This is a genomic window from Parasphingorhabdus sp. (assembly GCF_039939955.1).
GTDB lineage: Bacteria > Pseudomonadota > Alphaproteobacteria > Sphingomonadales > Sphingomonadaceae > Parasphingorhabdus.
Map to the genome: position 1 here is coordinate 39,741 of NZ_JBDVHS010000003.1, position 18,498 is coordinate 58,238.

Here is an 18,498-nt window from a genome sequence, read left to right on the forward strand (position 1 = left end):
TCTGATCAAATATCAACCAGAGTAGGATGTTTCTTCTATCCTACCATTCCGTGATGAAAGGGCCAAAGTTCGGCGTTCTTCCACCGGTTTCTTCGGCAACAACATTGTTCACCTGGCGGCCGAGATAGGTGATCTCACTTTCTACGACGTCTCCTGGCCGCATCCACCTGTTGCCATGAGACGCGCCATTGCCCGGAGGTGAGCCAGTGATCAAAAGGTCACCCGGCGTAAGCTTGATCCGTTCCGATGCGTAAGAAAGAATTTTTTCGGGCGGGAAGATCATGTCGCTGATCGGCCAATCCTGCATGGTTTGCCCGCTTAGTTTCAGTTTGATTTGGACCTTGCTGCGATCCACAAATTCTTTGGGAACCGCAAAGGGGCCCAATGTTTTGAAATTGGGCTGGTGCTTGCTGATCCAGTCATAGGCAAATTTGACGTCTGCGCGGCGAAATTCATCGACCGTGCCAATGTCGTTGCACATGACATAGGCCGCAATAACATCATCAGCCTCTTCGGCATTTAGATAGCGCCCGGTGTTTTTTGTGATCACGCCGAATTCGAGTTCCCAATCCGGATGTTCACCAATCAACGGCAGAATGATGTCATCATTCGCACCGCAAAGGGACGAGTGCAGACCGGTCCAGAAAAACGGCATGCCTTCTTTCGCGCGCCGGTCCACTTCGGCCAGATTGCGGGCATAGAATGACTCGTCGCTTTCGCCAGGCTCCCGCTTGTCCTGATTAAACTTGTTATGCGTCATCATCTCGGCGACATGCGCACGATAATTGGAACCGGCGCACATCATATTGGGGTGCGCGACGACCGGCAGGGCCTTTAGCTCTTCAAACCGCAATTCGGCCTTGCCTTTTTTGACGGCCAGATCGTTCAATCCGTCTACGGCACGATCCCAATCTGCAAAAATGGCATGGGTATCGTGATAGCTGTCCGAAAGGTCGAACACGGTGCCGTCGGGAAGCACGATGCCAGGAAATTGCTTGCCATCGGCGCTTTCATAGGTGCCGATGCCGAAGCTGCCTTCTGCAAGGCCCGTTGCGGGATTGAAATTGGTCATCGATAATTCCTCGTTTAATATCGCGGCGATGCTGGTGCACCCTGCGGCTGGCCTTTTGGGCGATTATTCAAAATATTTTTCCGGTGGATCTGAACTCCAGGCATCCATCTCGTGCTTGGAGATGTCATGATGGCCGGTCTCATGGTCGTGATTTAGCAGATCCGTGTCGGTGAAGGTTTCGAACCTATATCTGTCAGGATCAAACCAGACATCGAACACGTGGCAGCCCAGAGGGTGTCGACCAATGCCCCAGTTCGGTTCCCAACCTTTCGACAGAAGCCAGCGATGTGCGCGGGCCTGTGCTTCGAAATCCTGCGCTTCAAACGAGATATGGTGTAGGTCGGTTTTGTCCGACTGCGCCAAGAAGATCGCATGATGATCGACCCAATGTTCTCCACGATCAATTCTCATAAAGGCAACAACCGTTTTATCCGGGTTGTGGGGAATATGCATGGAATCGCTGACCTTGAGGCCGAGTGTTTTTTCGAACCATTCCGCGCTTGTCTTATAGTCTTTTACGAACAGGCCGAGATGCCCCAAACGATACAGTGAAGCCGGACCTAACGGGCGCGTGCTTTGTGGCTCCCCGAACCGTGTGCGAGATGCAGGCGTGTTGAGCCGGAGTTCCGGATGTACTTCTTGCGGCGTGTCTCCGTCGATGCCGTATACCAGATCGATCTTGAGGCCTTCCGGATTGGTTAGGGTCACGGCAAGGCCGCCGCCCGGCGTTTCCAGCTTGCGGATCGCGCTTGCGCCATGGTTTTTGATGGCGTCTTCTAAGTCACTCTCACTCTCAACCAGAAATCCCAGACCGGAAAAGCCACGGTCTCCGCGATGAGCCTGATAACACCATGCGTCGCCGCCACCGGTTTGCATGACAAAATGATCGTCGCTCTTTTCTACCGTCAGAAGACCAAAATCTTCGGCGAATTGCCGTGTTTTTTCCAGGTCGGGGACGGTGAAGGAAACGTGGTGGAGTGATCGGATTGGCATTGCTCTCTCTCTATCTGCTTTGTGACACACAAAAGCGTTGTTTTTTATCAACTACTGGATTCCATGCGCAGCCGTCCGAATGCAAGTTGTTGTCAAAAATAGCAGCTATTTTGCGAATTGATTTCCGGGCCATATCGCTTTCCGCATCTGGTATTTTGGGGCGACCAATGTGCGATTGGTTCTTCTCTGTCTCGCTCGATGGCGATTGCCCGCTATGCCTGTTTAAGGCATGGAAGATTCTGGAATTTCCACTCGGGTAAACGGCGGGATCATCACGTTTGAACAATATTTTGCCAATTTTCGGCTTTCTGCGATCAAAAGCGGAAGCGAACCAGAAAATAGTCTTGATTACGCTGGTCGCCGTCACGGGGGCCTCAACGCGCAATCCGGGCACGCATATGGCTGTTGCGGAAGATGGATCATGGTCCGGTTCTTTTTCGGGCGGTTGCGTGGAGACAGCGGTGGTGGCCGAGGCATTGGATGTGATCGCAGAGGGAAGGCCGCGCGCAATAAGATTTGGTGCGGACTCCCCCTATCTTGATATCCGTTTGCCCTGTGGCGGCAGTATTGACCTGCTCTTCACACCGATTGTTGATAGCGCGGTGGTTTTTGATGTTTTTGACCGGACCGAAAAGCGCCAGCCGTTGACGATCATTCTCGATAGGGAAAAAGCAGACATTCGTTGCGAAGCGCAAATATCGAGCAAGATAGGTGTGGAGCGTGTTGATTCGCAATATCTCGTCCATCATATTCCCGCCGCGAAGCTTGTCATATTAGGACATGGCCCATCCGTCGAAAGTCTGGCTAGGCTATCTGCCAGCTATGGCATCGATTGCACGGTGTTATCGCCTGACCAGGCCGTGATCGACAGCGTTGAGAGCTTTGCCTGCACCGTCAACCTGCTGAAAACGCCGCAGGCGACGCCGCTGCTTGACCCTGATCCGTGGACTGCTTGTGTGTTCTATTTTCATGATCATGACTGGGAGGCGCATTTGATGAAGCAGGCCTTGTCCACGTCTGCTTTCTATGTCGGCGCTATGGGCAGCCGCAAAACCCACGCGTTGCGGCAGAAATATCTGGAAGATATTGGTGTTTCCGGGGAAGCGCTGGCCCGCATGTCCGCGCCAATCGGTTTAATTCCGTCGACACGCGATCCGGCAACCTTGGCCTTGTCGACCTTGGCCGAGGTGGTGGAAAGCTATCACAAGATTTTTGGCGGCAAGGCATAGCGGATAAAAATGCAGAGCCCAGCGCCCCGCGCCGCCGGTTGAGGAAGCGGTTGAGATAGCCTGTGCTCAGAGTAATATTTGATCATTTTAAATGCCCCGAATGTCCGCTTTGGGCGCAAAAGCGGACATTAGAGATATAGAAATTCTCGGTTGATTGGTGCCCCACTTGCTGTCGTTGCCTTAGGTCGTTTCATATCTTAACAGCCAACATTATAGTTTGGGCGATCAAAGAAGATGGAGTGTAGAATGGATTGGCAAAGAACACTGCTAAGTTGGGAGGATGCCGCCAATCAAATAGCACTTTTACCGGACTTTCTTAGTCCAATTGCAGCGATGGCAAGCAATATCGCGAAAACAGGAGTGTGGTTGGAAGAGGATAGTGGAGCGCTTTTGGCAGGCTATCGACCAGACATTGGAACTCACGCCTACAATATCACAATCTTTCCCCCACTGAAACGCGCGCTGTTAGCCACATATCAGCAGGTTAACGACTTTCCTCTGCCCGGACCAATCGTCGAATTGCTAACTCACCTAAACGGCTGCAATATATTGGATCTATCGATTTATGGTACGCCAACTTCAATGGCGCAAAACCCTCCATTCCTTGATCGTTCCCGTCGAGCACCCTTAGATATATCTAAGGGACGCCACTGGCGGTTTGAATATTCAAAATCAAATCGGCGACGTGCAACATGATGGCCTTCAATCTGCTTGTTGCTGACAGAGTTACAAAACAAGTTGCGTTTGCGTAACGAGAGCAATTTGTTTGCCGGACGCTTGTCGAATATCGGTTTGCCAAATTGATAGGCGTGAGCCAGTTTTTACAGGTTTTGTGACAGCCTCAATCACACTGTCTATAGGTGCAGGACCCAAAAAATTGGTTTTGCTCTCGATTGTTGTGGTTCCATTTGATCCATCGGGCAATGTTAAGAACGCACCGATTGCGCCGAGGGCATCCGCAAATGCCATGATGGCACCTCCGTGCAAAATCCCTCCCGTTGTGCAAAGGTCCTCACGCACTTTCAGTGTGCCAGTTATTTTGTCTGGAGTAGCGCTGGTTACTGTGACTCCCATCATCTTCGAAAAGGGCATTGAATTCGCTAGGTTTGACGTCATTTTGAAAATTCCTCTTGTGATGTCCACAGTCCTTGAAGGGATGCATTTATGCAGGCATTGGATCCGCTATAGAGTGTAGTTCATCAAGTTGCCGTTTTCGAAACATGCCAATCCACCTGCATGGTTGCTACTTCCATATCTTCTAAATCACGCATGGATACATCTACAGTGAATTGAACTTTTCCGGCTTCCTCAAGTACTTTCAGTAAGCTAGAAGTTGGTTGAGAGACCGATGAGAATGCCCGGATGGGGCCTTTTGCAACTTTTAAATATTGAATATTTGCATTGGCTGCCACAGGGCGTGCCGTCATCAGTACGGAAAGAAAACCTCCTGCCATTGCAGCACCTGAGGCTGCTTCACCAAGAGTAAACAGAGCGCCAGCATGCTGCGAACCGATGTGGTTGAGGGTTGTTTCTTGTGACGGAAGTAGCGCTTCACCCCGACCATCAGCTACGGATAGCAATTCAATACCCGTGTGGGCTGCATATGGAACAGTTTTGGAAAGCTGTGATTTTATTACATCAAAAGGGTTCATCTTTTTTCCTTAACAGCGCACTATTTCTAACGGATTTATAGCGCCTGACTATCTTTATGAAATCGGGCTTCAATCGGCCGCACTTCATACCTTAAGAAGATTTGACGTTGGTCAAACCTGTCATCAGAAAGCGCCATTCGCAAATAACAGCGCTAGAGATGCGGAAGCTCCGGCACCATCGATATAGTAAAGGCTTTTAATCATCGATGTTAGCGGCTCATCTCGCGCTGACACCACTAAGGCGCCAAGACGCCCTGAGATTAAACCGCCAAAGATGACCAATGAAACAACCAAAGCTGCCTGAGTGTTCAGCATTCCGACTAGCGGTGCGAACTGGCTGAACGCTGCAGCAACAAAAAAACCGCCATATTGCGCTTTTATCTCTACTTGGCCCGACCACCCAACTGTCTCGAGCGACAGCGAACGCGCAAAACCAACCGGATCACGAATACTGATGACACCGGTGTAGAGAAAGAACAGTCCGAATATCGCTAATATTGTATTTGTGACGATGGCTATCATTTCAAACCGCTCCAAAAGCGTCCTATGTGGCTGTTGAAAATATCGTGATGCTCTTCCGGATGGAAGAGCATATAACCATCCAGTTCGATAACATCTTGTGCAAGCGGGAGCGCATCGTAGAGCCAGTTCGCCCACTCAATCGGGAAGAATGGATCGGCATTTCCCCAGACAATGCATGCTGGAATCTGAAGCTGACGCAATTTATCTTCTATCTCAACAAGCTGCAAATGATCCTGCATGCCGACATAGCGATTGAACGCTGCTTTGCGCTCCGGTGAACTGACAATCGGAGCAACATGGGCTTGAAGCGCTTCTGGTGTCGGAAAGGTAGGATCGTTGTAAAGAAGCCGCGCTGTTGTTGTGTGAAACCCTTCTACATTGTTGAGGAAACTTCCGATCTGGTCGGCGAATTTCCCTTCCTGTGCTGCCGTTCGAATTTCATTGAGAGTTTCCGGCGGCCAATTATCATGAACATCGCAGTTGGAAAATACAATTGAACGGACCCTGTCTGGAGCATTGACCGCCATGATTTGCCCAACAGCACCCCCGCTATCATTAAGAACGAGGTCAAAACGCCCCACATGCATCTCATCCAACACAGCGAGAATCATGTTCGCCTGTTCCCTAAAACTTACGTCTGTATCGGGAAGGGCTTCTGTGTACCCATGCGCCATAAGATCCACAGCAATGCAGCGGCGTTGATCTTGGAAAGCTTCCAGTTGATAGCGCCAGAAGTATGCACTCTGGCCGACGCCATGTATGAAAACCGTCGGAAGTCCCCTTCCAACATCGACCAATGCCGTCGAACCAAATGATGTTTTGACCTGCGCGCGCGCATCGACGGAAAAATCAATCTCGCTTGCCATAAGTTATCTCCTTATCTCGCGCTTCAATTACATAACATAATTATGTTATGTCAATAGACGTAATTAAATTATGCTGACAGATAGATGGTGAAGCCAATCTGATTGGGAGATAAATGGCAGGAAGAACAAGCCGTAGTGAATCAACACAGGCGCGCATTATAAATGTTGCGCGCGATATCTTCGCGCGCGAGGGATTTGCTGGAGCTTCTCTGGCCGAGATCGTCAACACAGCCGATGTCACCACAGGCGCAATCTACCATCACTATGGCGACAAACGAGGACTTTTCAAGGCAGTGGCCGAATCTCTGGAAAAGGAAATACTGGACGAGGTTGCAAAATTACCACCTCAAAGCGATCCATGGAATGCATTCGAGTCGGGTATTGCAGTGACACTGGAGATTTGTATCCGCCCCGACATTCAACGAATAGTTTTTCAGGATGCGCCAAATGTGATCGGCCTTGCCGAGTGGCGAGAGATTGAAGTCCAATATGCCTTTGGTGTCATGCGAAATGCTGTGAGCGAATTGTCCGCAGCGGGCGTGATTGACGAGCCCGACGCGGATCTGGCCGCGCAAACGGTTTTGGGGGCCATCATCCAAGCGGCACATGGCATCGCGACGGCGAAAAACCAAGCAACGGCCCTTGCCCATGCGCAAGCGACGGTGAAGCGCATGGTCCGGGGGTTACGTTCGGTTAAGCCGACACAACCCTAGACTAGGGCGATGCTGTTGAACTTTGGAACCAAAGCGAAAAATCGCTCGATTTTTCTTGGGATACTGCTGTGTCCTAACGTCCGCTTTCGGGATCTAGCAGCCATTGGCAACCGGTCGGGGGAATCACAGCGGGAACAGTCTTCGATTGAGGCGGGTAGAAAATCACTGGCCCGGTTGAGGCAGCCTGTGCTTACCGCAATATTTGGTCATTTTGAACGCCCCGAATGTCCGTTATCGCGCAAAAGCGGACACAAAAATATCCAACCAGAAATTCCGCTAACGATCCAATTGCGGTCTTTGTACTTTTCAATTAAACTTACTTTCCCAAAGTAAGGTAGTAAAATTGCCTGATCTACTTTCAATGCAAATAAGTTTGCCCAACTTGCGACAATGGCTCTGCAGCTGTCTTTTTTCGGCGCTGGTCTTGGTACCGCATACTGCAGATGCGTGCATGAAATTTGCGGAATTTGAGGTGGAAGACATTAGACAAGCCGACGCCATTTTCAGCGGTAGCGTTTTGAGTTACGAAATTGTCTCTTCAAGTAATCCAGGCACGCTGGAAGACTATGGTTTGATCAAAGTTCGCGTTGAGGAGAGCCTAAAGGGCGACATTGCGGGAGACGTCCAACTCTACTGGTGGAATTCCACTTTCGGAATGCCTGAAGAGCTGAACCTCACGGACCCAGCATTGTTCGCGGTAGTTGCTCCGGGCGAGAATTCCCTTCCACTTCGAGGCTCGAGCGCAACGATATTTCCAAGCCGTCGCCCGGACCTGTTGCAAGTATTTCAAGCGCCTTGCGCAGGCGCCTTCATGCTACCTTATGCAAGTGGTAGCGCGGAAAATGTGCGTAGAATTTTGCAAGGGGAATCAATCGATCTTTACGATAATCTGGTTCCTAGAACCGGCCCTGTTCTTCAGACGATCCCTGCAACTCATCGTGTAGAACATACATTCGATGCTTCAATGGCTTATGGAGCAATCGGGCTGTCTGCAATTCTGGTTTCTGTATTCTTGATTTGGCGACGTTGGCGTAGAATGAATGAGTCAGCCGATCAGTTGGAATGACCGCTTTCGGGATATAGCAGCCATTGGTAACCGGTCGGTTGAATCTCAGCGGGAATAGTTTTCGATCAAGCCAAGTATTGCACACAGCAAAAAGCCCGGAGCAACACCTGCGCCGGGCTTGTCTGTCCATCGCCTATTTTTTGTCGACATAGATTCTGAATTGGTTTTCCCAATGGGTTTCAATCGATCAAGGCGGGTAGAAAATCACTGGCCCGGTTGAAATCAAATCGTTGATAGGCGCGCTGTCTATAGGTGAGGACGGAGCCTGCCGAGAGGCCCAATTCCAGTCCGATTTTCTTGGCGCTATGGCCCGCGATGGATCGGGCGCAGACTTGCCGTTCGCGTTGGGTCAAGGCGGCAAAAGAGCGTTGCAATCGTCTTTCCATCGTGTCGACAAAGCTTTGCTTGTCAATTGGTGCATGGCGTTTGACCATGATTGCGAGCGTTAGATTGGCGAGGCTTGCCAATTTTCCCAGAACCTCCTGATCGGAGGACTGGATCCGGTAAAAGCTGAGCACCAGAAGATAGCCGGCACCCCGCCAGCCAAAGCTGAGCTTTTCCGAAAAACCCGGTTTGGCGAAACAATGTTCGCGATAATCATAGGGGATGATATCTTTCAGGCCGATCCGCTGGACGAAGCTATGGCCCTTTTTGATTTTGCCCATGTGTTGCACCGCCGGATCATGCCGGTAAAAATGGTGCATATAGCTTTTGACGCGTTCATCGGCCCCGGCCAGCAGGCTGTTTGATATGATGGAGCGCGGCTCTTGGCCGTCGACCACAATATAGCCGAACAGTTCATCGACATGGGCGATCTCTCCGGCGATCGATAGCAAAAGCCGGCCGAAATCATCGGTCCCGACCGCTTCGACCAGCTGTGCCCCAATTTCAGCATCCAGCGGCGGAGCCAATGCAATCGTCATGGCTATTCCCATCTCTTTTTGTATGTAGAACTATAGACAAGGGGCTGGTCCAGATCAACGATAAGAAGATGCTATAAACGCGGTCGCGATCCCGGCCCCATGGGACACGGCGGATATTGGGTAGGAGAATATCGGATGGCAAAACCCTTTGCATCTTCGGAAGATCTGACGGAAAAAACCGAAACATTGGAAGTGCTGAGCGACGGCGTGTACGCGCTGACGGCGGAGGGCGACCCCAATGTCGGTGCTATTGAAGGAGAGGATTTTCTGGTCTGCATAGAGGCACGGGCCACCCCCGCCGCCGCCCGCGACTGGCTGGTCAAATTGCGCGAGCATACTGATAAGCCGATCAAATATTTGGTGCTGACCCACTATCATGCGGTGCGCGTCTTGGGTGCGAGCGCTTTTGATGCCGAAACGATCATTACGTCCGATACCACGTTGCGGTTGATCAACGAACGCGGGACGCAGGATTGGGACAGCGAATTTGGCAGAATGCCTCGCCTGTTCAAAGAACCGGAAGAGATACCCGGTCTGACGCGGCCCAATCTGACGTTCAACGATCATATGACGATCGAGCTGGGCGGGGATCGCGGGCATCTTGATCTGCAATTTTGTGGTCGCGGTCATACCGCTGGCGATATCGTTGTTTGGCATGACCGGTCGAAAACCCTGTTCGCCGGTGATCTGGTCGAGGCGCAAGCCGCGCTCTATACCGGAGACGCCTTCCATATGGACTGGGCCAGCGATACGCTCGATCAGGTCAAAGCCTTTCGGTCTGAAAATCTTGTCGGCGGTCGCGGCGCGGTCGCCATCGGCAATGATGCGTGCGATGCAGCGGTCGAGCAAACCCGCGAATTTTTGAACGGCATGATCACCCATGTCGGCGCCGCCCATGGCAATGGGGGCAGTCTGAAAGATGCGTTTGAGGCTACCCACAAGGCGCTGGCCCCGAAATTCGGGCATTGGCCGATCTTTGAACATTGTCTGCCCTTCAATGTCCAGCGGCTCTGGGATGAGCTGGACGGTCTCGACTGGCCGCGCATCTGGACGATGGAACGCGACCGCGAAGTCTGGGATCAGCTGCAAGACTGAAGGGGCGATGCATGACCAGATTTGCAGACATCCCGAAATATAAGCGGAAGCAGGCGGTGGTCGCGCCGGAAATTGCTGGCGGCGATCAGGGGCTCTATCCTTTTGTCATTGTCGGGTCGGGTCCGATCGGTCTGGCAACTGCCCTGGATTTGGCGCGCAAAGGCCATTCTGTCACGCTGCTGACCGCATTCGACTTTATCGCCTCGGGTTCCAAGGCGATCTGCTTTGCGAAACAGAGTCTCGACATATTGGACCGGCTGGGCGTTGGCGAGCGGGTATTGGACAAAGGCGTGATCTGGAATGTCGGCAAGCTGTTCTGGAAGGATCAGCCGGACCCGATTTACCAATTTGATATGCTGCCGGTTCGCCATCAGAAAAATCCCGGCTTTGTGAATATACAGCAATATTATGTGGAAGAATATCTGATCGACGCGCTGGAAGCGATGGACAATGTCGATATCCGCTGGGGCAATGCCATCGTCGATATTGCCGTGCATTCAGAGGGCGCGACCCTGGATGTCGTGAGCGATGCCGGTTCCTACCAGATGGAGGCCGCCTATGTGCTGGCCTGCGATGGCTCCAATTCCACGATCCGCAACGCCATGGGGCTCAGCTTTGACGGGCGGGTCTTTGAAGATAATTTTCTGATCGCCGATATCAAATTTACCGGTGCGGATGCGGACCAGCGGCCTAGCGAGCGCTGGTTCTGGTTTGATCCACCCTTCTGCCCCGAGGGCACGGCCTTGCTGCACAAACAGCCCGACCATGTCTGGCGGCTGGACTTCCAGCTCGGTCCGGACATCGATCGCGCCGCGGTGATCAAGCCGGAAAATGTCGAACCCTATGTGCGGGGCATGCTCGGTGACAGGGTGCAGTTCGAGCAGGAATGGTATTCGGTCTACAGTTTTCAGTGCCGCCGCATGGATCGCTTTGTCCATGGTCCGGTGATCTTCGTCGGCGATAGCGCGCATCTGCTGTCCCCCTTTGGCGCGCGCGGGGCCAATGGGGGTTTCGCCGATGCGGAGAATATCGCGTGGAAACTGGACAAGCTGTTGCGCGGCGAGGCTCCGAAGGCGCTGCTGGAAAGCTATAATTTCGAACGGGTCATGGGCGCGGACGAGAATATCCTGAACAGCACGCGTTCCACCGACTTCATGACTCCAAAAAATGATCAATCCAGAGCCTTTCGCGATGCGGTATTAGAGCTGTCGAGCGACTATGAATTCGCCCGCCCGTTCATCAATTCCGGAAGGCTATCGACCCCGACGCCTTATTATGACAGCCCGCTATCGACGGCCGATGGGGATGAGTGGCGCAATGGCCCGCAACCCGGTTTCCCCTGCATCGATGCGCCGATCAGCGATGGCGGCAACAATGGCTGGCTGCTGCAGCAGTTGGGCGACACGTTCAAACTGCTCCATTTCGGAGCCAATCCGCCGCAGAGTGATCTGCCGATCATCGTCGAGACCGATAGCCGGTTGGCGGCCGAACGCTATGACGCCCTGGATGGCGCCACCTATCTTGTGCGACCCGACCAGGTCGTTGCGGCCCGCTGGAAAAACGCATCGGCGGGGGCTATTGATGCCGCCTATCAACGCGCAATTGGGAATGGATGATGACCAAGGCCTCCACCGAAATCAAACTCAGCCGGCACGATGATATTTACGAAAAGCTTGTCGCCTTGCACGATGGCCTGTCGGAAGAAGACAGCCGCATAGTAAACGCCAAGCTGATCATTGCATTGATCAACCAGGTTGGCGATCCGGATATTGTGCTGGATCTAATAGAGAAGCTGCAGCGCCGTTAGAGGTGCAGCGTCACGAACAGATAGACGATCCACAGTGCCAGCGCGATGGTTGTCAGCCAGGTCGTCAGCACGCCGATTTGGCGAAAGCGCGGGGAGCCGCCTTTGTGATGCTGTTTCATGCCGATGACGTGCAGGACACGGCCGACCAAGAAGATCGCTGCAATGATCGTGATAGTGGGATGATGCGCGTTGGCCATTTCCAAAAGGCCGAGCATGATCAGAAAGATGGGCGCATGTTCCGACAGGTTGGCATGGGTGCGCCGGGCGGCGAGCAGATCGGGATTATCCCCGTCACCAAAGCCAATCTGGCTGGCGATGCGGACTTTGACGGTCGCATAAGCGCAATAGATGAGCAGCAATGCGCAAATGGCGGCGGCGAGGCCGGTTACGGGTAATGTCATGATGTTCCTCTCTGTTTTGAATATCCTAACCGATTTTGGCGTAATGGCAAATTTCAGAGGCGCGGCGCTTCTGTCTCACCGATCATGTCGGGTGCTGTCGATCTGCGCTCTTTTCGCTGCTCCGATCATGGGGTGAATCCGGGTGCCGAAAACCGAAAGCAATAAGGTCTCAAGCCGAATGCGACTCGGGTGTTAAATTTGCCGTCATCTCATTGGAGTTAACCAATAAAATTAACGAAAATTGTATGGATTCGACATCTATATATTAATAGAAGATACCAAATTACCGAAAGAAAATGTCCCAATGCTGGACTTTCTTCATTGATTCAAAAGAGAATTTTGTAACATTGTCTATCAGCATAGTAAAACACGGCTTTTGATTTACTTGCCAAGACATATGTTTTGTGGATGATCAATGGACAGGATGAATTAGGTATTAACTTTAACAGGAATCAGGAACCTATTGTTGAGCCTTCTTTGTATCGACAATAGATTTGTAAAAGGGGTCGCAGGTTTACAGGAGGCGTGCTGAAAAATGCATGCTGGGGAGACTTGCAGTGTCGACTGAAATTTTTCACCCGCTCCCATTCAATGGAGCGACCGTATATTCGGATAGGATTGTTTGGAAAATATCCAAATGCGCTGTTCATGCGGTAACAAATATGAAAATGCGTCTGGCTCGCGCAGCACGAGTGCTGCCTGAATTGAATCAACCGAGCCGACCTGTTGATCCAGGAAGTGGACGTGCATTTGCGACCCGCCGCCACTTTCTGGTTCACAATAGCCCAACCCCCTCCATTCTGAAATCTCGCACATCAGGCGAAAGAAGGGATAGGCCCAATCATTAGATGAGTTTTTTGGAAACCGGGTGACCGTGTTTTCAAGAAAAGGGGGCCCACCAGCGACCATGATTAGTGTCAAATCGCTGGCAGGCCGAACGGACAGGTTCACGGGAACACTGACCGAACTGTGAGACAAGCTCACCCTACTAATTTTAGCAGGGTGGCCGGACTTAGGCAACGATTGTTGCTCTGATTCGCGGCTGAACGCCTTTCTCCAACTCCCAAATTCCCGTCGGCAGCATTCGAGGCCGGTCGATGCTGCTGTATTTTCCGGCCGTTAAGAGCGGTTTTCACGGTGGAAATCGCGCAATCGGGGATGTTCCCCACAAAACGGAGAATTGAAATGAAAAACTTTGTAAAACTAGCTGCAGCAGTTGCCGTTCCAGCACTGATGATCGCTACACCTGCCGCTGCGCAGGATAGCGAATCCTACGTGCTGGGCTTGAGTGGTTCGGTTGACAGTAACTGTGAACTGATTCCTGAAGGCAGCGGAAGCTTTGCTGTGGATATGCTGAACACTGGCAACCAGGGTTCGCTGACCATCGTCTATAGCTGCAACTCGCCATATACCGTTTCGCTGGAATCAGCCAATGGCGGTATGGAGCATCAGGAAAGCGGTGGCGCTGTTAACATCGACTATGATGTTGAAGCGAGCTTCCTGGGCATAGGCATTGGTGCGACGACGACAAACTCGGCGTCCATGCAAGGAACACCAGTTGTGATCGTTACCGACAATGACTGGGCCAACATCCTGCTCAATGGCGGCACACGGACCGGCAACCTCGACCTGAGCTTTGATAGCATCAGCGAATATGCCGTTGCCGGCACCTATGAAGACGAGCTGACCATCACGCTCGCAGCAAACTACTAATCGGTTTGTTCTAAATAAGATCAAGTGGCCGGCGTGCAGTTGGCGCTCCGGCCACTTGTTTTACTTTCGGTGGAGGAAATTCAGATGTCCAATTTTTTAAAACTGGTGGCTCTTTTTGTGACTGCGGCAATGCTCGTCGCGCTTACACCCGCCTTTAGCTACGACATGAAGCCGATTGTTATCCAGCTTGCGCCCACTGGGGCCGGTGCCACTCAATCGGTGGTGCTGACCAACACCCATGATGTGCCGATCGCGATTGAAGTGCGTGCCTATACGCGCGCTCAAAACCCCGATGGAACAGAGAACCGCGCTCCGGAAGATGATGATTTGATCATTACACCGCCGCAGATGGTGATTGCCCCCAAGGCCAGCCAGAGCTTCAAGGTCCGCTGGATCGGTGAGCCCGCGCCTGACAAGGAAATCGCCTTCCGTCTGGTCTCAAGCCAGTTGCCGATCAAATTCCGAGACGAAAAAAAGGATGACGTGTCTGTCAATGTCAGCATGAACTATCGCTATGAAGCCGCGCTATATGTGGTTCCTCCCCAGTCCAAGCCCTCCGCACGCCTGACTGCCATTGCGCCGGTCAAGGACGAGAATGGCGAGACGTGGTTGGAGCTAAAGGTTCTGAGTGACGGAACGCGGCGTGCCATCCTCGATAATCCGATCCTGGTCGTGAGTCCGAAAAATGGCGGTACGCCGGTTACATTGGAAGGTGAGCAGATGGCCAATCTGACCAATTTGAATATTCTGGTTGGCAATGAGAGGGTGGTTCGCCTGCCGTGGCCAGACGGGTTAGCACCTGGTCCGGTCGACGGTGAATTGCGCACCGCCTACACGGTTTTTAACTAGACCATATTGGCCGTCATGCGTGTTTCTTTTCTCAACCGGACCTCTTGCTTTGCACTAGCCGCGACGATTTTTGCCGGCAGCGTCGCACAGGCCGCTGTGCCAGTCGACGAGAGCGAAAGCGCGGAAGTGCCCAATGTAGATGGACCCAATGTTGATGAGCCTAGCGCTGATGTCCCGGTCGAAGAACAGCCCCCTAGGCAGCCCGAAGGCTCGATTGATGATATCTTCAAGCAGGTTTTCGGCAAGGACCGTCCTGCGCTTGGCCAAGATGTCTATGCGGTGCTGATCGAAGGCATTAATGTTGGCGAATATCTGGTGACCCCGGACAGTGGCGGTCAGCCCGGATCGGTCGAAGCCGATTTCGTGAGCACGGTTCTGGCTCCGATTGTCGTTGATGACAGCGTTGATTTGTTGCGGTCGCTTGCCAAGGGCAGCGAGAGCGTAAGATTTGACCAGTTGCGTGAATTGGGATTGCAGGTCGAGTTTGATAATACCCAGCTGGTGCTGCGGATTGAGGTGCCTGCAACCATCCGTACCGTCAGAAATTTGAATCTGCGATCTTTGCGGAATCGTACGAATATTGAACTGGCCGAGCAAAGCGATTTTTCCGCATATGCCTCGGTGCGGGCGGGGACCACGATCGTCGAAGATTCCCGCTTTCTGGACAAGGGCTTCTCGCGTTTTGTCGCCGACATGGACTTTGCGGTCAATGTTCACGGTGTCGCGGCAGAGCTGGAACTGCGCTATGATGACAGCCGTGACAGGAAGTTTTCCCGTGGCGACGCGCGGCTCACCTATGACGACCGTGATAGCCTGATCCGCTACGAGGTCGGAGACCTTAGCGTCGGCCGCAGGCCATTTCAAAACGCGCCACGCATTGCCGGGATATCGGCCTTTCGAAATTATAATATCGATCCCTATCTCAACATTCGCCCCTCGCCCGAACAGTCATTTGAACTGGACCGGCCGGCGCGGGTCGAGGTTCTGTTGAACGGAGCGCCGGTCAGAACCTATGACTTGCGCAGCGGCCGATATAATCTGCGGGACTTTCCGCTGATACCCTCGGCGGGCAATGACATTGAGTTACGGATTACCTACGCCAGCGGAGAGACGGAACTGCGTTCCTATCCGGCCTTTTATGATCTCGAGCTGCTGGCTCCTGGCCTGATCGATTTTGCGGCCAATATGGGATTGCCTTATCGGGACGATAATGGACTGCGCCGTTATGATGACAATAATTACAACGGGACCGCCTATCTGCGTTACGGTCTTTCTTCTGCGCTCACCGTCGGGGTAAACTGGGAAGGAGACCGCTATTTTGATCTGCTGGGTGCAGAAATGGTATGGGCCTCGCCGATAGGCACGTTTGGCGTTAGCTCCTCCACCAATATCCGCGATCCGAAGCCGGAGCATAGCCAGATTTCTCTGCAATATCGTTGGCGCGATGCGGACGTGGTGCGCGATCGATCCGTCGATGCGTCGTTGATATTGACCGGCGAGAATTACCGGACGCTGAATCAGATTTTCTCCGGGTCGTTCATTTCGAAACAGGCCCGGTTCCGGATTGGTCAGAAAATCTCTCCCGAAGGCCGGTTGCAGTTTTTTGGCGGTTATGACGAATTTCGCAACGGCCAACGGGACAGCTATTATGCCGGTGCCAACTATTCGCACCAATTTGATTTCGGTTCGATATCGGCCAGCGCGGAATATCGCAGGAGCGACGAAGGCAGTGGTCCTGTCTTCCGGGTGGCTTTGTCTATCCCGCTGGGACGGTCTTCGCTGACGTCATCTTATACGACCGAAAATAATGTGGCGCGGGTCGAATATAACCGGCTTGCGTCTGTGGGTGCCAATAGCTTCGGCTTTAGCGCGGGTGCCGAGCGGCGCGATGGTGCTGATCGCCAGTTCGGTCGGGCGTCTTATATGGGCAACCGGTTTGAAGCGTCGGTTCAGCAGACCGCCAGCAATTATTTCAGTGCGCGCGATCGGGATCTGCGTACCGAAGTGACATTCGGGTCGGCGTTGGTCATGGCGGACGGTCAGTTCGCAATCAGCCGCCCTGTCCGTAACAGTTTTGCCATTTTCAAAGCCAATGAGAAAGCCGGCGACTATCAAATTGCCGTCGAGCCCCGAACCGGATTCGGTTCGAGCAACACGAGCTATTCTGCCTATAGCGGGGCGTTGGGTCCCGCTGTCGTGACCACTATAACGCCTTATTTCAACCGGTCGCTGCAGGTCGATGCGCCCGATGCACCCGCCGGAACCTCGCTGGGCGGCCAGGTGTTTTCGGTCAATCCGGGCTATCGCAGCGGCTATAATCTTGAAGTCGGCAGCGCCCGGAATGTCTCCCTTGTCGGCAATATGGTGGACCGCGATGGCGATCCTCTGATATTTGTAACCGGACTGGCCCGCGATGCGTCGCTTGTCGGGGAAGATGCCGAGACGGTCCAAATCTTCACCAATGCCAAGGGACGGTTTTTCCTCGAAGGGGTCGAAGCCGGACGAACTTATGACATCACCGTCACAGCTGATGGACAAACGGCGACGGAAGCTGTCGCCATCCCGGAAGATGTCACCGGGATATATGAACTGAAAGCCATTTTGGCATATGATCTGGATTTCGAAGCGGAAGGAGAGAAAGATGACTAGTCTGCACTTGAAACGTTTCATCTATTTGACCGGAGCAAGCCTGCTGTTCCACAGCACACCTGGCTTTGCGCAAGGCGATATGATGCTTACGAATGATCCGTGCGCATTGGAACTCACGGTGGACAATAGCGTCGATTGGCGGGGCCTTTATGGCCGGGGCTATGAGGTGTTTGACGACGCAGAGTCGTTTGAAACCGTGGCCCTGTCGGTCCGCCACCGAGGGGCGGCTTGTCGTTTCTTTCTAACCGCAGCGCCGGTGTCCGGCGGCGGCGAGAATGTTCTGAGTGGTCCGGGTGAACCGCTCTATTATGACATTCTCAAAACCTCGAGTGGACCATCATTTCTCAGCACCGATTTTCAAGGCACGGAAACATCGCGAATTGCCGGCCAGTTTTCGGCAGGCGGCGGCGCTCAGGGGGCAACCTTATTTGTCTCGATCCCGGCCCATCAAATTGTGAGGGGTGGAACCTATAGCGGGCAGGTGATGGTGCGGCTGTTTCGCGCCGATGACGGCATTGAGGATCTGGTTGCGGAGGCACCGCTGGTAATTTTGGCTCCGGTTGCTTCGGTCCTGAAAATCCGTTCGGACGATTTCCCGCAAGGCATTCGGGAAACGTCCATCGATCTGGGCGATCTGTCCCGCGCCACCCGGACCGCGGTTGATTTCAATATCATGAGCAATGCGGATGTATCCGTCACTTTCCAGTCTGCCAATCGGGGCAAGTTGGCACATCATGCCGGCGCACCGGGCATTGCCTATAATCTGGCCTTCAAGGGTGAGGATATCGATCTTTCCGCGGCGGCGTCGTCGAGCCGGCTCAACTATGGCTCCAGCCGGACGGAGCGGGCCGTGCCACTAGAGATAGCGGTGCCTGCTCCCGTCGGACTGCCGGCTGCGGGCGAATATAGTGATGCGTTGACGGTGACCTTCACGGCCGAATGATTGGG

At 53.0% G+C, this 18,498-nt stretch carries 19 protein-coding genes; 11 read left to right on the plus strand and 8 right to left on the minus strand.

Features of this window, described 5'->3' with window-relative positions; translation table 11 throughout:
* Positions 1 to 40: 40 nt before the first annotated feature.
* Positions 41 to 1,072 carry a fumarylacetoacetate hydrolase family protein gene (locus ABJG22_RS03275; protein WP_348018821.1) on the minus strand — a complete coding sequence of 344 codons (1,032 nt, stop codon included), beginning with the start codon at positions 1,070 to 1,072 and terminating at the stop codon, positions 41 to 43.
* Between the two features lie 63 nt (positions 1,073 to 1,135).
* Positions 1,136 to 2,065, minus strand: coding sequence for a VOC family protein (locus ABJG22_RS03280; protein WP_348018822.1), 930 nt, complete (start codon positions 2,063 to 2,065; stop codon positions 1,136 to 1,138).
* A gap of 278 nt (positions 2,066 to 2,343) precedes the next feature.
* Between ABJG22_RS03280 and ABJG22_RS03285 the strand changes: the two genes are divergently transcribed.
* Both ABJG22_RS03285 and ABJG22_RS03290 read left to right on the plus strand, forming a co-directional pair.
* Positions 2,344 to 3,294, plus strand: coding sequence for an XdhC family protein (locus ABJG22_RS03285; protein WP_348018823.1), 951 nt, complete (start codon positions 2,344 to 2,346; stop codon positions 3,292 to 3,294).
* A gap of 246 nt (positions 3,295 to 3,540) precedes the next feature.
* Complete coding sequence (locus tag ABJG22_RS03290) at positions 3,541 to 3,990, plus strand: hypothetical protein (RefSeq protein ID WP_348018824.1); 450 nt, start codon at positions 3,541 to 3,543, stop codon at positions 3,988 to 3,990.
* Between the two features lie 30 nt (positions 3,991 to 4,020).
* Here the strand turns inward: ABJG22_RS03290 and ABJG22_RS03295 are convergent, their stop codons facing one another.
* From ABJG22_RS03295 to ABJG22_RS03310, 4 genes are all read right to left on the minus strand, one after another.
* Entirely contained in the window at positions 4,021 to 4,410 is a 390-nt protein-coding gene (locus tag ABJG22_RS03295; RefSeq protein ID WP_348018825.1) for a PaaI family thioesterase, read from the minus strand.
* An 83-nt stretch (positions 4,411 to 4,493) separates the two neighbouring features.
* Complete coding sequence (locus ABJG22_RS03300) at positions 4,494 to 4,946, minus strand: DUF4442 domain-containing protein (RefSeq protein WP_348018826.1); 453 nt, start codon at positions 4,944 to 4,946, stop codon at positions 4,494 to 4,496.
* Between the two features lie 123 nt (positions 4,947 to 5,069).
* On the minus strand, positions 5,070 to 5,468 hold the full coding sequence (locus ABJG22_RS03305; RefSeq protein ID WP_348018827.1) for a hypothetical protein: 399 nt from the start codon (positions 5,466 to 5,468) through the stop codon (positions 5,070 to 5,072).
* Positions 5,465 to 6,334, minus strand: a complete 870-nt coding sequence (locus ABJG22_RS03310; RefSeq protein ID WP_348018828.1) for an alpha/beta hydrolase — start codon at positions 6,332 to 6,334, stop codon at positions 5,465 to 5,467. The genes ABJG22_RS03305 and ABJG22_RS03310 overlap by 4 nt, the downstream gene beginning before the upstream one ends.
* Positions 6,335 to 6,447: 113 nt before the next feature.
* On the opposite strand from ABJG22_RS03310, the gene ABJG22_RS03315 reads away from it, so the two are divergent.
* Together ABJG22_RS03315 and ABJG22_RS03320 are read left to right on the plus strand one after the other, a co-directional pair.
* Complete coding sequence (locus tag ABJG22_RS03315; RefSeq protein ID WP_348018829.1) at positions 6,448 to 7,047, plus strand: TetR/AcrR family transcriptional regulator; 600 nt, start codon at positions 6,448 to 6,450, stop codon at positions 7,045 to 7,047.
* A gap of 451 nt (positions 7,048 to 7,498) precedes the next feature.
* Positions 7,499 to 8,113 (plus strand): hypothetical protein, encoded by a 615-nt coding sequence (locus tag ABJG22_RS03320; RefSeq protein WP_348018830.1) that lies wholly within the window; start codon positions 7,499 to 7,501, stop codon positions 8,111 to 8,113.
* Between the two features lie 179 nt (positions 8,114 to 8,292).
* Here the strand turns inward: ABJG22_RS03320 and ABJG22_RS03325 are convergent, their stop codons facing one another.
* The gene (locus ABJG22_RS03325; RefSeq protein ID WP_348018831.1) at positions 8,293 to 9,036 is read right to left on the minus strand and encodes a LuxR C-terminal-related transcriptional regulator; all 744 of its coding nucleotides are present in this window, start codon (positions 9,034 to 9,036) and stop codon (positions 8,293 to 8,295) included.
* Between the two features lie 135 nt (positions 9,037 to 9,171).
* Here ABJG22_RS03325 and ABJG22_RS03330 point away from each other — a divergent pair, with 135 nt between their 5' ends.
* Genes ABJG22_RS03330 through ABJG22_RS03340 form a run of 3 tightly spaced genes read left to right on the plus strand, consistent with a single transcriptional unit; the run spans position 9,172 to position 11,938 of the window.
* Positions 9,172 to 10,131 (plus strand): MBL fold metallo-hydrolase, encoded by a 960-nt coding sequence (locus ABJG22_RS03330; RefSeq protein ID WP_348018832.1) that lies wholly within the window; start codon positions 9,172 to 9,174, stop codon positions 10,129 to 10,131.
* An 11-nt stretch (positions 10,132 to 10,142) separates the two neighbouring features.
* Positions 10,143 to 11,747 (plus strand): FAD-dependent oxidoreductase, encoded by a 1,605-nt coding sequence (locus ABJG22_RS03335; protein WP_348018833.1) that lies wholly within the window; start codon positions 10,143 to 10,145, stop codon positions 11,745 to 11,747.
* A complete protein-coding gene (locus ABJG22_RS03340; protein ID WP_348018834.1) occupies positions 11,744 to 11,938 on the plus strand; it encodes a DUF2783 domain-containing protein in 195 nt (64 codons plus the stop codon). Before ABJG22_RS03335 ends, ABJG22_RS03340 begins: the two co-directional genes overlap by 4 nt.
* On the opposite strand, the gene ABJG22_RS03345 is transcribed toward ABJG22_RS03340, so the two are convergent.
* Positions 11,935 to 12,339: an MAPEG family protein gene (locus tag ABJG22_RS03345; protein WP_348018835.1), complete on the minus strand. Its 405-nt coding sequence runs from the start codon at positions 12,337 to 12,339 to the stop codon at positions 11,935 to 11,937. The genes ABJG22_RS03340 and ABJG22_RS03345 overlap by 4 nt on opposite strands.
* Positions 12,340 to 13,524: 1,185 nt before the next feature.
* Here ABJG22_RS03345 and ABJG22_RS03350 point away from each other — a divergent pair.
* The 4 genes from ABJG22_RS03350 to ABJG22_RS03365 all read left to right on the plus strand — a co-directional run bounded on the left by ABJG22_RS03350 (position 13,525) and on the right by ABJG22_RS03365 (position 18,493).
* Complete coding sequence (locus tag ABJG22_RS03350; RefSeq protein WP_348018836.1) at positions 13,525 to 14,052, plus strand: hypothetical protein; 528 nt, start codon at positions 13,525 to 13,527, stop codon at positions 14,050 to 14,052.
* 84 nt (positions 14,053 to 14,136) lie between these two features.
* Positions 14,137 to 14,901, plus strand: a complete 765-nt coding sequence (locus tag ABJG22_RS03355) for a fimbria/pilus periplasmic chaperone (RefSeq protein WP_348018837.1) — start codon at positions 14,137 to 14,139, stop codon at positions 14,899 to 14,901.
* A gap of 15 nt (positions 14,902 to 14,916) precedes the next feature.
* A complete protein-coding gene (locus ABJG22_RS03360; protein ID WP_348018838.1) occupies positions 14,917 to 17,550 on the plus strand; it encodes a fimbria/pilus outer membrane usher protein in 2,634 nt (877 codons plus the stop codon).
* On the plus strand, positions 17,543 to 18,493 hold the full coding sequence (locus ABJG22_RS03365) for a hypothetical protein (protein WP_348018839.1): 951 nt from the start codon (positions 17,543 to 17,545) through the stop codon (positions 18,491 to 18,493). The genes ABJG22_RS03360 and ABJG22_RS03365 overlap by 8 nt, the downstream gene beginning before the upstream one ends.
* Positions 18,494 to 18,498 lie beyond the last annotated feature (5 nt).